The organism is Ruegeria sp. HKCCE4148 (genome assembly GCF_017872495.1).
GTDB lineage: Bacteria > Pseudomonadota > Alphaproteobacteria > Rhodobacterales > Rhodobacteraceae > Ruegeria.
Genome location: NZ_JAEDOS010000003.1, coordinates 253429 through 267911, shown reverse-complemented (window position 1 = coordinate 267911; position 14483 = coordinate 253429). Strand labels below are relative to the sequence as shown.

The following is a 14483-nucleotide window of genomic DNA, read 5'->3' as shown; positions in this document are numbered from 1 at the left end:
ATAGCGATCGACTGACCCGGCTTAAACCCCCATCCTGATTGTGATCCCCTGCGCTGCACATTAAGCAATTGAGTGATTAGAAAACAAAGAAAATTGCGCATGTGCGAAACATTATTGCGCGCGCTTAGGGGGCTGATATAAGAACCGAAAAACCAGGAGCATTCTATGGTCACGACTCGGCTGGATGACATTGATCGCAAGATTCTGGCGGAATTGCAGGCAGACGGTCGCATGACTAACGTTGAACTGGCCAAACGGGTCGGCATTTCGGCGCCGCCGTGTCTGCGTCGGGTGCGCACACTTGAGGAATCCGGCTATATCACCGGGTATCACGCCGACGTCAATTCACGTGAGTTGGGCTTTGAGGTGCAAGTCTTCGCCATGGTCGGTCTGGACAGCCAGGCCGAAGCCGAGCTGCGCGCGTTCGAAGAACGCTGCCGCGAATGGCCGCTGGTCCGGGAATGCCACATGCTGAATGGCGAGGTCGATTTCATCCTGAAATGCGTGGCACCTGATCTCAGCAGTTTTCAGCAATTCTTGACCGGTGAACTGCTGACCACGCCCAACGTGGCCAGCGTCAAGACTTCGCTTGTCATCCGCGGCGCAAAAGACGAGCCAGGCGTGCCGTTCGACGTTCTGGAAGAACGCATGAACCGGATGGCGTAACGCCCACACGTTTCGGCTGTGCGGTGATTGGTGGCAGCATTGCAGCCACCGCAAGGGATAGAACCCAACTTAATACCAGCTGCATGATGCCCCCCATAATGCAGTACCCATTATCACACTCAGGCCGACATCGCGTCGATCTCTCCGTCTCCGGCGCGTGGCATCAGCAGCGGACCGAAATCGTTGAGCGACTCGATGTGAGCGAACAGGTTCAGATAAATCGACCGCAACGAATGGCTGATCATGCGAACCGCGTTCACACCTGGGTGATATGTTTCGAACTGTAAACCATCTACACGAATAACGGAATGCCGTTTCAGGCAAATGTGAAACAGTTCGACAGGCGTTGGAGGCATTGTTTCAATTACACCCATCCCGTCCTGAAATTCAGAAACTGGCGTGAGAATCGGTTCCCCGCCGTGCAGGTGCCGCAAATGCGCCGGAGCGCCCACGATTCGCGCTGCGGGTCCGGCGATTACACCTGACATCGGTTTTTGCATTCCGAATGTATCTGCCATGATCCGCGTTAACGGGCGTGTGCGACCGCGAGAATCTTCGCGCCCAGGGATCAGAGTGACTGACCCTTTCCATAGCACCGTTTGCGAGCTGCCATCTTGCGTCAGAACCGTGTCCCCCGGCATCAGGTCCTCGATCGCCATTGGCCCATGTTCCGTTTCAACCAACGACCCACGCGAAAAAGCGCAAAAGGCGTCTTCGAACATCGGCAGAGCGGGCGCGATGTGACGGGTCTGAGCCACGTCGCCGTTTGGCAGCAGGCTGCTGACTTCGTAGCGGCGCAATTGCGCCTTGGGTTTCGCGACCGGTCGCGGTGCTTCCCGCAGCATAGCCGACGTTTCGATGGCATTTCTGGCCGCTCGGGCCAATGAATTAGGAATAGTCATAAATATTCCGTCCCCTCAAATGTCCGAACAGGCCTGGCGTACCCCCGTACAGGCCCACCTGACGAACAGGTTCTTTGTCTTGAAACGAATGGAAGACCGTTGGACGGTGACCGTTCTGGCCCCGCATGGCGACTAAATCTCGCGTTCCAATGGTCAACACATTGACCCCCCAGACAAACTCGTACTTCACGGGCGAAAATTGCCCGCACACACACAAACTCCTGAAAAAAGTCGTAAATTTTTACCTACGACTTACGCAACATCGGGCCGGAGCATGCCCGCTGCGCGCTTACCCCGTCTTCAGACCGGCAGCTTGGTCTTGGGGTGATCCTGCTTCAGCGCCGAACCGCAATGCGGCTGGCAACTCTGGCAGAATGGCTTGATACCCGTTTCCATGGCATTTCCAGCTTCTGGTCCCGAGTGGCGGCAACCATGGCTTTGAGAAAGCGGGATTTGGATTTCATAATTCTGGTCCTGCATTGCTCGGGAAGGTCATTCCCGCATCCTTCATGAACCTTTTGTGACGCCGATTTGCGGCAGGGATAAGGCTTATCCGGGATGTTTTGCAGACAAGAGATAAAGATGCACAGTCCTTTCACTCAACACGCCAGCGCTCAAAAAAGGAGCGTCAGATAGCCATCTGATGGCTGGCAAAACTCGTTACGATTCTTGGGTCCGGTAAACACAACAAATGTGGCGGAAAAGAGGCGGGACGTCTAAATCTGGGGCTGAATCACAGTTTTATGACCGAGATAAGCCGGCCGTAATCGGCCTCTTTCGCATGTGTCGCGCGACGATAGGAATAGAACCGGTCAGAGTCCGAATATGTGCAATGCCGTGTCCACTCCGCCTGCCCAACGCCAGCCGACCGCAAGCGGTTCAGGCCAAAGGCGGGCAAGTCGAATTGCAGCCGGTCATCCTGGCCATTGGCAAAGAACCGGGCGTTATCGGGGGATTCCGCTATGAAAGCGTCCAGAAACTCGGGGCCCACTTCATAAGCGCGTTGCGAAATACTCGGGCCGATCACGGCTCTGACGTTGTTGCGTTTGGCCCCTAAAGCCTCCATGGCGGCCAGCGTAGCCTCCAGTACACCGTCCAACGCCCCGCGCCAGCCCGCATGGGCTGCACCGATTACATTCGCATCCGGGTCGGCAAACAAGACGGGCTGACAATCCGCCGTCAGAATCGTCAGGGCAAGACCAGGGGTTGCAGTGACGATGGCATCGGCTTTTGGTCTGTCGCCGATAATCGGGCCGTCTACGGTCAGAACCTCGGGCGAATGGACCTGATGCACCCCGATCATGGCTTCGGGTGCGACATCCATTGCGTCAGCCACCCGCTTGCGGTTCAGCGCCACGACTTCGGATTGATCGGATGAGCCGTAGCCGCAATTCAGCCCGTCAAATATCCCGGACGAGGCCCCGCCGCGACGGGTGAAGAACCCGTGGCGCAAAGGCGACAGCAAGTCTGAGGTTAGAATTTCCAATGTCATGGTTCTAATCCTGGCGGTGGGGCGGCATAGGCCGGAAAAAGGCCCATAACTTTGAACAGATTTCCCATTTCGTCGGGATGCGTCAACCGGCGATGCGCGGCAATCAACAAGTTCAGCTCGGATTCGCTCAGCGCCTTTGCCAACGCCTGCGCGCGGGCTGTAATGCCCAACCGTTCCAAAAACACGCCTTGCGGGGTCAACCGCGTGTGGCGGCATCCACAGGCGCGGGTGGCAATGGCCAGAGGTTCAAAATCCACATGTGCCGTCAGATCAGCAAGGCCTGGTGCCGCCAGTGGGTCGGCGCGTTCGTGGTTTTGCAGGGCCTGCAACGTGTCGCCTAGCGAATGCCAGTCACCATAATCGACGATCAGAGCCGCACCACCATGGCTGGCGATCCGGCCAGCAATCACGGTCAGAATCGGAATCGCTGCCGCACACAATTCGACCAGATCACCCTCTTTTGTATCTGCGAGTCTGTCATTCAGCGCCACTTGAGGTCCGTTCGGACCCCGCCCAAACAGCAACGCGCCATCCCGCGCACCTACCAGACGTTCACACCATCCGTCGCCTTCGCGCAGGAACTGACGAATGGGCAGAGCGTCAAAGAATTCGTTTGCCACCAGCAGCAATGGTTGTTCTGACAGCTCTGCGACACTGTCGATCCATTGAGGCGGGTGATCTTTCAGGGTTTGTGCCTGTATCTCTTTCAATACGGGTGAAGCTTCGACCAGCACGATCTGTGCGGCGTCGTGGAACCCGGACACAGACCGCGTTGCGCGTAGAACATCGGCCATCAATGTGCCGCGCCCTGGCCCAAGCTCGCACAGGGTAAAAGGCGTTGGTCTTCCTTGATCCATCCAGCACTGCGCCAGGGACAGGCCGATCAGTTCCCCGAACATCTGACTGATTTCCGGCGCGGTGGTGAAATCCCCCTTGGTCCCGAACGGATCGCGCGTTGTGTAATAGCCCAGCGTGGGGTGCAGAAGGCACTCGGCCATATAATCTGCCACGCTCATCGGTCCATCCTGCTGGATGCGGGTGATCAGGTGATCGGTCAGGCTCATGCCGCTCGCCGCGCGCGTAGGGCAAGCCAAAGGCCAATCGCGATCATCGGCAGTGAGAGGATTTGACCCATAGTCAGGCCATAGCCGCCCACATGCCAAGCCAGTCCCAACGGGTTGCCGGGTGACACGAACTGAGCATCCGGTTGGCGAAAAAACTCGACAATAAAGCGGGACACGCCATACCCGGCCAGAAACAGGCCCATGATCATGCCCGGTTTTTTAAAGGCCCCTCTGCGATAGACCAGCCACAGCAGCAATGCGCCCAACAACACACCCTCAAGCGCGGCTTCATACAGCTGCGACGGGTGCCTTGCGCACATTCCCGCAACCACGCCAGGGCAATCCTGCGCGGCGAAGCCGGGGAAAATCACGGCCCAAGGAAGCTCACTTGGTCGGCCCCACAGTTCCGCATTGACGAAATTGGCGAGTCGCCCCAACAGCAGGCCGGGCGGAACGGTGTAGGCGACCAGATCGCCCAGTGACAGGGTGGGGATATGATGTCGACGGGCAAATAGATAAGACGCGAGGATAACGCCCAACAGGCCGCCATGAAAGGCCATGCCGCCTTGCCAGACTTTCAGAATCTCTAACGGGTTCGATAAGTAATAGGCAGGCTGATAAAACAGGACAAAGCCTAGCCTCCCACCCAGAATCACGCCCAGAATGATCCAGGTGACCAGATCCTCCAGCTGATCCGGTTTCATCGGAGGGGTATCCGCGGGCCACAGGGCAGGGCGGCGCAGCGCCACAACGGCAAGTCGCCAAGCGATCAGAATTCCGGCAATATAGGCCAGCGCATACCACCTTAACGCGAACTCCATCCCGAACAGTGAGATCGAGAACAATTCGGGCGACAGATCGGGGAAGTTCAGAACAGCCTGCATGTGCGTCTCATTGCCCGGGGTTTGCAGGGCAAGTCAACCTTGAGCCTGCGCCATTCTTTGCCCATATACAGATAAACCGTGAGACCGGAGTGTACACATGCAGACCCGCAACAAGATCCTGGACGACGTGTCCCAACTGATGACTAACGCCATGGGCGTGGCGCAAGGCGCGCGGGAAGAGGCCGAGAACGCGATGAAGTCGATGATCGACCGCTGGCTGGCCGACCGCGATTTCGTCACCCGCGAAGAATTCGACGCTGTCCGCGCCATGGCCCAGAAAGCGCGCGAAGAAAACGCAGCGCTTGAGGCCCGCATCGCAGCGCTTGAGGCGAAACTGGACAAATAACGCCCCGACGTTTCCCGTTTCCAAATTATCAGGGCAAAGCTTAAAGCCGCGCAATCCAGCCCGGATTGTGCGGTGATGTGTATTTTGACGCATCGCAGAATTTAATCAAGACAAAGCTGGTGCGAGCGCCAATATTTTGATCGCCGTTGCCGACTGTCCACAACTTATTGCTGTTATCCCCAAGAAATAGGGTTGCCAGAACTCACGCCACATCGCACCATATTTAGTACAGGCCCACGGGGGAAGCCCGGCTTGTAGAGCAGGCAACTAGCGCTGGGGCGCTGCCAGCCCCAAATTGCTAGAGATTAGTGAGGTGGCATTATGGCCCTTTCCGAGCAGTATCTCGAAGAAGACATTCATCCGATCGACATTGTTGAACACCTGGCGGAACACCATGACTGGGATTTTGATCGTATAGGAGACGATCAGATCGCCATGGCTGTCGAAGGACAGTGGCGGACCTATTCGATCACTCTGGCCTGGTCCAACTATGACGAAACCCTGCGCATGGTGTGCTCTTTTGAGATGGAGCCGCCGACAGAGCGTGAAATGCAGCTCTATGAGTTGCTCAACAAGATGAATGACCAGTGCTGGGCAGGTGCCTTTACCTATTGGGCAAACCAGAAGCTGATGGTCTACCGCTATGGTCTGGTTCTTGCAGGGGGACAGACAGCCAGCGCGGATCAGATCAACACGATGATCACCGCCGCCGTCATGAGCGCCGAGCGGTATTATCCGGCGATCCAACTGGTGACCTGGGGTAATCGAGAGCCAGAAGAAGCCATGCAAGTGGCCATTGCAGAGGCTTACGGCCGGGCGTAAAGCTTTGCCCCAAACCGATATGTAACGCGGGAGGGGCAAATGGACATTACGCGTGTGGCCGAACAGGGGCTTGTGCTTCTGGGGTGCGGAAAGATGGGGTCCGCAATGCTGGCGGGATGGCTGGAACACGGCCTTCCGCCAGCGTCCGTTTGGGTGATTGATCCGTACCCGTCAGACTGGTTGAAAGCGCAAGGCGTCAACATCAACACCCCACTGCCCGAAGCGCCCGCCGTGGTACTTGTCGCCGTTAAACCCCAAATGATGGGTGAAGCTTTGCCAGCCATTCAGGCGCTGGGCGGTGGTAAAAGCCTGTTTGTTTCGGTAGCCGCAGGCAAATCGATTGCCACATTTGAATCCGTTCTGGGCAGCGACACGCCCATCATTCGCGCGATGCCCAACACGCCTGCAGCGATCCGCCAGGGTATCACGGCACTGATCGGCAACAACCACGCTTCTGGTGATGATCTGACATTGGCTGAAAACCTGCTGTCGGCGGTGGGTGAGACCGTTCGTCTGGACAATGAGGCGCAGATGGACGCCGTGACCGGCCTCAGCGGCTCTGGCCCGGCCTATGTTTTCCACCTGATTGAAACGCTAGCCGCCGCCGGACAGGCGCAGGGCTTGCCTGCGGAACTGGCAATGAAACTGGCAAAGTCCACGGTGGCGGGGGCCGGTGCATTGGCCAAGGTCGCCGAGGATGACCCAACGCAACTGCGCATCAACGTGACCTCTCCAAACGGTACCACGCAGGCCGCGCTTGAAGTTTTGATGCATGATGAGCAGGGATTCCCCGATCTGCTGCACCGCGCCGTAAAGGCGGCAACCGACCGATCCAAGGAGCTGTCACGTGAGTGAGATTTCATTCGACGACTTTCTCAAGGTCGACATCCGTGTGGGCGAGGTGATCCGCGCCGAACCCTATCCCGAGGCCCGCAAGCCCGCGATCAAGATGTGGATCGACTTCGGTGAGGAAATTGGCGAGCGCAAAACCTCGGCTCAGATCACGGCGCATTACGATCCGTCGGCTCTGGTGGGCAAGCAGGTCATGGCGGTTGTCAATTTCCCGCCGCGCCAGATCGGTAAGTTCATGTCTGAAGTTCTGGTGCTGGGCCTGCCTGATGAAAACGGCGAGATCGTTCTGATCGGACCGGATGGCAAAGTTCCAACTGGCGGACGGATGCACTGATGAAACTGCTGATCACGCGCCCAATGACACCGGCGGTCGAGGCCCGCGCCCGTACCGAGTTCGACGTGGAGATACGTGAAAACACTCTGCCCATGTCGCAGCGGGAAATGTTGTCTGCTTTGACGGAATTCGACGTCGTTGTGCCAACGCTGGGCGATTTGTTCTCGGCTCAAGTCTTTGCAGATGCTGGTACAGTGCGCTGCAAGCTACTGGCCAATTTCGGCGTTGGTTACAATCATATCGACGTCGAGGCTGCGCGCGCGGCAGGGATTGAGGTGACCAACACGCCTGGCGCGGTCACCGATGCAACCGCAGATATCGCTATGACCCTGCTGCTGACCACGGCGCGTCGCGCAGGCGAAGGCGAGCGGCTGGTCCGATCGGGCCAGTGGCAGGGTTGGCACCCGACGCAGATGTTGGGGCAGCACGTCACTGGTAAGCGTGTTGGTATCGTTGGTATGGGCCGCATCGGGCAAGCCATCGCGCGTCGTTGTCATTTCGGCTTTGGCATGCAGGTGGCCTATCAGTCCCGCAGCGTCAAAGATCTGGACTTCCCGGCAGAGTTCTCACCTGACCTGCACAAACTGGCGGCTTCCATCGATTTCCTCGTGCTCGCGGTTCCCGGCGGCGCGGAAACTCGCCATTTGATAAATGCGCAAGTTCTTAAGGCGATGAACTCTGGGGCTATTCTGGTCAACATTGCGCGGGGCGAGGTCGTGGACGAAGCGGCCCTGATCTCGGCGCTTCAATCAGGTCAGATCGCAGGAGCCGGGCTGGACGTTTACGAGTTCGAACCCAAAGTACCTCAGGCCCTCTGCAATATGGAGAATGTCACCCTGCTGCCTCATCTCGGCACAGCAACCGAAGAAGTGCGCAGCAGCATGGGCCATATGGCGCTTGATAACGTGGCGGCTCATGTGGCGGGCAGGGCACTGCCCAACCCGGTTTAGTCGCCCACGGCCTCGCGCCAATGTTTACGGCAGAGCGAGACATAGGTTTCGTTCCCGCCGATCTGCACCTGGGCACCTTCGGTAATGGCATTGCCGTTTTCGTCCTGACGAATCACCATTGTGGCTTTGCGGCCGCATTTGCAGATGGTGCGCACCTCGCGCATTTCGTCGGCTAGGGCCAGCAGAGCGGCAGATCCGGGAAAAAGTTTGCCACGAAAATCCACCCGCAGCCCGTAGGCCAATACCGGTACATCCAGATCATCCACGGCACGCGCCAATTGCCAGACCTGATCATCCGACAAAAACTGAGCTTCGTCGATGAAAACGCAAGCAACCCGGCCCTGGTTCAGGCGGTTTTCGATCATGGCAAACACATCGTCATCGGGCCGGAACATATCAGCCTGTTCAGAAATACCGATGCGCGATGCAATCCGCCCGGTGCCTGCGCGCCCATCAATGGCGGCGGTCATCAGATAGGTCTGCATTCCACGCTCGCGATAGTTGTGCGAGGCTTGTAACAACACGGTCGATTTACCCGCGTTCATGGTCGAATAGTTGAAATACAGCTTTGCCATGACCGGGGTCTAAAACGCTTGGAGATTATGAACAAGACGGCAATCGCTTTTTACGGAAGCGACGTCGCCGTTGCTTTTGCAGGGGCCGAGCTACGCTCTAGGGGATGGAACCCCCACATCTGCAACAGCGACGCCGTCGGCCAACATGTGGCCAAAACGGAGCGAGGCCCAAACAATACCACCTCGCAATCACTCATTACCGGCATGAACTGCCGCCACTCACTCACGAAATCCCTCGCATATCTGAGGGATAGCCAATGTATGACATTTCAATTATGAATCTGTTATGGGAAATTTCCCGGCGCTTTCCCCCGTTTGGACACCGGGCAGGCGATTGCAGGTAACAAAGGTAAAACAATGGCAGATATTGGGGCCTATCTGAAAAAGCATACAGAAGCATTGGTCAAAGACGTCGGAATCGAAGCCGCATGTGAAATTACGGGGAAATCCAAAGCCACATTGGGCCGGTACTATTCCGACAATGCCGAACACGCAGACAGGTTCATGCCTGTGGACGCCGTAGCCCGTCTTGAAAACGCGGCAACTTATCCGCATGTCACGTCGGCCTTGGCGGATCTTAAGAACATCACCTTGTCTTATACCGACCGCAATTCGGAAGAACCGCGCACTGGTGGTGTAAACTCGGACGTGATCGCGCTCAGCCAGCGGTTTGCGATGCTGATGACTGAATATCAGGCGGCCATAGAAGACGGTATCATTACCGTTAACGAGGCCAAGCGGCTGTTGAAAGAAACCAGTTTGTTGCAACAGGTCCTGATCGAGATGAAGCTTCACCTGGAAGAAGAAAGCGTCAGTTAAGTCACTTTTCCGCTGTCGTCGTGGCCAATTCCAGCTAATTTTCGCCGGTCGGGTCGTTTGTGTGGCGCGACACAGATCAGCGGTCAGAGCAAGGTTCCAGATCGCGCCGCCTGCCTCAATAAAGTCACGTCCGTGCGATAGGCTCACCGCGCAGACAATTCCGTTGAGGACCCAAAAGCATGCACCCATCGCAACAGCGTTACAGGAGTCATACGGACCCGGTGGTTCGTTGGGGTTTTCTATGCGCCTGTGCGGCACTTGCGATCCTGATGACGCTCAGCGGCTATTACGAAGGGTCTGATGATGTGATGCGCTTGGTCGGTGTGCGAGATTTGCTGGCCGGACAAGGCTGGTTCGACACGTATCAGCATCGCCTGGGTCCCGACGAGGGTACCTTGATGCATTGGTCCCGCCTGGTCGATGCCCCGATTGCCGGGCTATACGTCGCGCTTCGTGCGGTCCTGCCAGCTGAAACCGCCTTGCAGATCACGGCATTTGTCTGGCCCGCCTCGTTGGCTGCCCTGACCCTGTGGGCCTTCGCGGTCACTGGCGGAGTGCTAGGGCGGCGCGAGGGCGCAATCTCGGCCTTGGTTATCGGAGTGCTGACGCTCGAACATTCGCGGAAGTTCGACTATTTCTCGTTCGATCACCACAACCTACAAATTCTTCTCTTTGCTGCGGCACTAGCGTTTTTTGTCTTACGCAAAGAAAGGCGCTATGCCGCCTGGATGCTGGGTGTCTGCCTAGCCCTTTCAGTGTCCGTTGGAACCGAGTCGATTCTTCAGATCGCCCTGATCGCGGTGTTTTGCGCCATCGACTGGATTTGCAACGGTGCTTCCGCGCGCCACCGCACCATAATCTTCGGTGTTGCCTTGGTCTTTACTCTTGCGTTGACCAGCCTGGCGACGACCGGGCGCGACGGGTTTCTTTACCCAAGCTGCGACGCTCTGACCCTCAGTGTGGCCTTACCTGCAACTGCTGCTGCTCTTGGGCTTTTGGCTGCGGCCTGGATCGGCTCTGGCTGGTCAATGCCGGGCCGGTTCGGGGCCTGTCTTGGTGTTGGCATCATGACGCTGGCCGTTGCCTTTGCCTTTGCGCCCCATTGCCTCAGCAATCCAATTGACGCGTTGCCTCAGGACATGCGGGACTACTGGCTGAGCCAGGTGGCCGAAGCCCAGAATATCTCGGTTGTGTTAGAGCGGCACAGGGGTGAAGCCCTGGCTCTGATGGCCATGTCTATGCTTACGATGGGTGCAGCACTTGCTTTCGCCGTCAAATCACGTGCTGGGTTGGACTATACCTTGTTTCTGGTTTTGATTGCGGTAGGGTTCTTCGTCTTCCTTTATCAGACACGAATGATGACCTTCCTCAGTGTTTCGCTTGTGGCGGTTCAGGCGCAGATTCTTCGCGTGCTTTATTGTTCTTATGCGCAGGATCGCCGAGTGATCACAGGGTTGGCAATGGTGGCATTTGTAATCTGTGCCTCACCCAAGGCGGGTATCAGTCTGGAAAGGCAGATCGGGTCGCTTTCCGGGCCCGCTTATTCGGCCACGGCCGCAGCCGTAGGGCAGGACACATCTGATACAGGTGCGTCTTGTCGCGCACCGCAAGCCTACGCCGCCCTGCAAGATCTGCCCAGCGGCATGATTCTTGTTGATTTCGACTTTGCTGCGCATGTTCTGCGCTACACGGATCATTCGGTTCTGGGCGGAAATTATCACCGGAATCAGGCAGGGATTCTGGCGCAGATCGACCTGTTCCGATCCAATGCGTCTGAAATCGCGCCGCGATTGGGCGCGCTGGGCGTCGACTACATTATGCTTTGTGCTTCCGCGCCCCGGGCTGAGTTCTGGGCCTGGGCGTCGGGCAGCAAGGGTTTGCAAACCAGGCTGGTTGAAGGCGAGGTCCCGAACTACCTCAGCAGCATTCCGGGCGCGCCCAGCGACGCGTTCCGAATTTTCAAAGTAACTGCCGAAAAATAGGTGCTGGTCAGGCGTGGCGCTTCACGATGACCGATCCAACCGAATACCCGGCTCCAAAAGAACAGATCAGACCTAGGTCACCTTCTTGCAGGTCATCGGAATATTTTGAGAACGCGATGATCGACCCGGCGGATGAGGTGTTGGCGTAATCCTGAAGGATGTTTGGTTGCTCACCGGTCTCGGGCGTGCGGCCCAAAACCTTCTTGCCAATGAAATCGTTCATGGTCTTGTTGGCCTGATGCAACCAAAGGCGTTTCAGGTCGGTGTTTTCGATCCCTTCCGCTTCCATGTGGTCACTGATGTGCTTGCTGACCATCGGCAGAACTTCTTTGAACACTTTTCGCCCGTTCTGCATGAATTGCATGTCGCGCCGGTCGATCAGACCATCCGGGCGTGAGCGGCGCAGGAAGCCGTTGTTGTTGCGGATATTATTGGAAAACGCTGTGGCGCAACGGGTCGAGAGGATTTCGAAATGTGGGCCTTGCGCCTCTTCTATCCGTTCGATCAGGGTTGCCGTCGCCACGTCGCCAAAAATGAAGTGGCAATCGCGGTCCCTCCATTCCAGATGACCCGAGCAGATCTCGGGGTTGACCACCAGCGCCGCTCGCACCGATCCAGACCTCACCATGTCCGCCGCCGCCTGTATGCCAAAAGTGGCCGAGGAGCAGGCAACGTTCATGTCAAAGCCAAATCCGTCGATGCCCATCTCTTGCTGGATCTCGATTGCAATCGCAGGATAGGCACGCTCATGGTTCGAAGCCGCGCAGATCACCAGATCAACATCCGCCGCCGTGCGCCCCGCCTGCGCCAGCGCCTTGTTGCAGGCATCGATCGCCATCTCGGTCATGATCCCGGGCTCGTCATCACTGCGCTGACGCAGCGACGGGTGCATTATATCGGGGTCCAACACCCCGGCCTTGTCCATCACATAGCGGTTCTCGATCCCCGAGGCCTTTACGATGAACTCCTCAGACGAATGCTGCATCGGCTCGATCTGACCTGCTGCGATGGCCTCGGCGTTCTTCGCGTTCTGTTTGTCGGCATAAGCGTTGAATGCTTCGACAAGCTCGGCGTTGGTGATGATGTTTTCTGGCGTGAAGACACCGGTACCGGTGATGGCGGGGGTATACATGGCGGGCCCTGAATGTTTCGGATCTGCCCAAAATGCAGTCATGGTGTCATTTGATCAAGGTATGTTGACCCAAGGGAATGCACTGGGGAGAGCCGCTTCATATCTTGAATAGTTCATAAATCGAAGTATATCGCCCCGTAACGCGCGCGGAGATTCCTAATGACAGACGGTATCAGCACCAGACTTGGCCGTCTCAGCCCCGAGATCCAGGCGATCATGGGGGTGTATGCTTTGTATTGGAAACTGGAAGAGACATTTGACTGTATCGAAACGGACCTAAGCCATCCCGAATGCCACATGCTGATCAAGCTGGATCAGCCAAAGCGCATGGGGGTGCTGGCCGCAGACATGCTGAGTGTGCCGTCAACGATCACGGCCACTACGGATTCCCTTGAAAAAGCAGGTTATCTGACGCGCAAACGTGACCCCGAAGACCGCCGGGCGTGGTTGCTGGTGTTGACCGAGCAAGGTGAAGAGGCCCGCAACATGCTGGTGGCCGAGGCCGGAGATCTTTTTCACAGAGCCTCTGGTCTGGACAAAGAAGAAACAGCCGAATTCGCGCGACTGGCGCGCAAAATCCGTGACAACGTGTTGAAAACGGGAATTCCCGAGGGATTGAAGAAATGAAACTCCTGACCTCTATCGGCTTTGCACTGGCCGTTCTGGCAAGCCCAATTGCCGCTCAAGACACCCCGAAACCGGTGAAACTTATTGAGGTGCGCGAAACGGCTCCTGGGTTCACCCGCCAATTCTTTGGCCGCGTCGCTGCGCGTCAGACTGTTGATCTGGCCTTTCAGGTGGCAGGCCAGATCGTCGAGATGCCCATCAACGAAGGTTTTGTGATCCCCAAGGATGGCCTGATCGCGCGACTGGATCAGGAGCCATTTGAGCTGCGCCTCAACCGGGCCCGGCTGCAAAAGGAACAGGCCGACCGTACCGTCGCGCGCCTGTCGCGCCTTCGGGGGACAACCACCAGCCAAGTGACTGTGGATGACGCCGAAACCGAAGCGCAACTAGCCGCAATCACATTGCGCGACGCAGAATACGATCTTGAGCACGCGACACTAACCGCGCCCTTTGACGCGCTGGTTTCAAGCCGTGCGGTCGAGGCTTACACCACCGTCTCTGCAGGCACCCCCATTGTCCGTATCCACGACATGTCCGAACTACGGATCGAGGTGGATGTTCCTGAAATTCTATTCCAGCGTTCGGGCCAGAACGACGATATCACGATCACCGCCAGATTCCCTATTAGTGACGAGGTTTTCCCACTGGAAATTCGTGAATTCGACGCTGAAACCTCAAGCGTTGGACAAACCTTCCGCATCCAGTTTGGTTTGACCCCGCCCGAGGGGCTGCAAATTCTCCCCGGCTCGTCGGTCACAGTGAACGTACAGGTTCAGGACGAACGTACAGGCATCATCGTGCCCGCGACAGCAATAGTCGCTGATGCTACGGGTGAACTGAGTGTTATGGTGTTCTCCCCGGGCGGTGCCGATGGAGGCACCGTTCGTCGCGTTCCTGTGACCATTGAGCCCACGCAAACCGGCGACGTTCGGGTGCTAACGGGCTTGTCCGATGGTGACGAAGTGGTCGTGGCTGGCGGCGCTGTACTGACAGACGGTCAGGCCGTGCGCCGGTTCACTGGTTTCGCGAACTGAGG

General features: G+C 57.2%; 17 protein-coding genes. 10 read left to right on the top strand and 7 right to left on the bottom strand.

Translation table 11 applies throughout. From position 1 onward, the window contains the following. Positions 1-165: 165 nt before the first annotated feature. Positions 166-666: an Lrp/AsnC family transcriptional regulator gene (locus I9187_RS11130; protein WP_171176142.1), complete on the top strand. Its 501-nt coding sequence runs from the start codon at positions 166-168 to the stop codon at positions 664-666. A gap of 119 nt (positions 667-785) precedes the next feature. On the opposite strand, the gene I9187_RS11125 is transcribed toward I9187_RS11130, so the two are convergent. From I9187_RS11125 to lgt, 5 genes are all read right to left on the bottom strand, one after another. After that, a complete protein-coding gene (locus tag I9187_RS11125; protein WP_171176140.1) occupies positions 786-1568 on the bottom strand; it encodes a Hint domain-containing protein in 783 nt (260 codons plus the stop codon). Between the two features lie 335 nt (positions 1569-1903). Then, a complete protein-coding gene (locus I9187_RS22115; RefSeq protein WP_256368551.1) occupies positions 1904-2032 on the bottom strand; it encodes a hypothetical protein in 129 nt (42 codons plus the stop codon). 269 nt (positions 2033-2301) lie between these two features. Then, on the bottom strand, positions 2302-3060 hold the full coding sequence (gene pgeF / locus I9187_RS11120) for a peptidoglycan editing factor PgeF (protein ID WP_171176138.1): 759 nt from the start codon (positions 3058-3060) through the stop codon (positions 2302-2304). Beyond that, the gene (locus tag I9187_RS11115; RefSeq protein ID WP_171176136.1) at positions 3057-4124 is read right to left on the bottom strand and encodes an SAM-dependent methyltransferase; all 1068 of its coding nucleotides are present in this window, start codon (positions 4122-4124) and stop codon (positions 3057-3059) included. Before I9187_RS11115 ends, pgeF begins: the two co-directional genes overlap by 4 nt. Further along, a complete protein-coding gene (gene lgt, locus I9187_RS11110; protein WP_171176134.1) occupies positions 4121-5008 on the bottom strand; it encodes a prolipoprotein diacylglyceryl transferase in 888 nt (295 codons plus the stop codon). The genes I9187_RS11115 and lgt overlap by 4 nt, the downstream gene beginning before the upstream one ends. Positions 5009-5105: 97 nt before the next feature. Between lgt and I9187_RS11105 the strand changes: the two genes are divergently transcribed. From I9187_RS11105 to I9187_RS11085, 5 genes are all read left to right on the top strand, one after another. Further along, positions 5106-5354, top strand: coding sequence for an accessory factor UbiK family protein (locus I9187_RS11105; protein ID WP_050604795.1), 249 nt, complete (start codon positions 5106-5108; stop codon positions 5352-5354). A gap of 321 nt (positions 5355-5675) precedes the next feature. After that, complete coding sequence (locus I9187_RS11100) at positions 5676-6176, top strand: YbjN domain-containing protein (RefSeq protein WP_171176132.1); 501 nt, start codon at positions 5676-5678, stop codon at positions 6174-6176. Between the two features lie 39 nt (positions 6177-6215). Then, positions 6216-7031, top strand: a complete 816-nt coding sequence (gene proC, locus I9187_RS11095) for a pyrroline-5-carboxylate reductase (protein ID WP_209940193.1) — start codon at positions 6216-6218, stop codon at positions 7029-7031. Then, the gene (locus I9187_RS11090) at positions 7024-7362 is read left to right on the top strand and encodes a tRNA-binding protein (RefSeq protein WP_171176128.1); all 339 of its coding nucleotides are present in this window, start codon (positions 7024-7026) and stop codon (positions 7360-7362) included. The genes proC and I9187_RS11090 overlap by 8 nt, the downstream gene beginning before the upstream one ends. After that, positions 7362-8312: a D-glycerate dehydrogenase gene (locus tag I9187_RS11085; protein ID WP_171176126.1), complete on the top strand. Its 951-nt coding sequence runs from the start codon at positions 7362-7364 to the stop codon at positions 8310-8312. Before I9187_RS11090 ends, I9187_RS11085 begins: the two co-directional genes overlap by 1 nt. Here the strand turns inward: I9187_RS11085 and I9187_RS11080 are convergent. Then, positions 8309-8887: a thymidine kinase gene (locus I9187_RS11080; protein WP_171176124.1), complete on the bottom strand. Its 579-nt coding sequence runs from the start codon at positions 8885-8887 to the stop codon at positions 8309-8311. The two genes, I9187_RS11085 and I9187_RS11080, sit on opposite strands and share 4 nt — an antisense overlap. Positions 8888-9244: 357 nt before the next feature. Between I9187_RS11080 and I9187_RS11075 the strand changes: the two genes are divergently transcribed. Beyond that, positions 9245-9706, top strand: coding sequence for a hypothetical protein (locus I9187_RS11075; protein WP_171176122.1), 462 nt, complete (start codon positions 9245-9247; stop codon positions 9704-9706). 221 nt (positions 9707-9927) lie between these two features. Then, positions 9928-11688 carry a hypothetical protein gene (locus I9187_RS11070; RefSeq protein ID WP_171712177.1) on the top strand — a complete coding sequence of 587 codons (1761 nt, stop codon included), beginning with the start codon at positions 9928-9930 and terminating at the stop codon, positions 11686-11688. 7 nt (positions 11689-11695) lie between these two features. Here the strand turns inward: I9187_RS11070 and I9187_RS11065 are convergent, their stop codons facing one another. Then, complete coding sequence (locus I9187_RS11065) at positions 11696-12820, bottom strand: beta-ketoacyl-ACP synthase III (RefSeq protein ID WP_171238535.1); 1125 nt, start codon at positions 12818-12820, stop codon at positions 11696-11698. A gap of 159 nt (positions 12821-12979) precedes the next feature. Here I9187_RS11065 and I9187_RS11060 point away from each other — a divergent pair, with 159 nt between their 5' ends. Then, a complete protein-coding gene (locus tag I9187_RS11060) occupies positions 12980-13447 on the top strand; it encodes a MarR family transcriptional regulator (RefSeq protein WP_209509515.1) in 468 nt (155 codons plus the stop codon). Next, positions 13444-14481 carry an efflux RND transporter periplasmic adaptor subunit gene (locus I9187_RS11055; RefSeq protein WP_209509514.1) on the top strand — a complete coding sequence of 346 codons (1038 nt, stop codon included), beginning with the start codon at positions 13444-13446 and terminating at the stop codon, positions 14479-14481. Before I9187_RS11060 ends, I9187_RS11055 begins: the two co-directional genes overlap by 4 nt. Positions 14482-14483 lie beyond the last annotated feature (2 nt).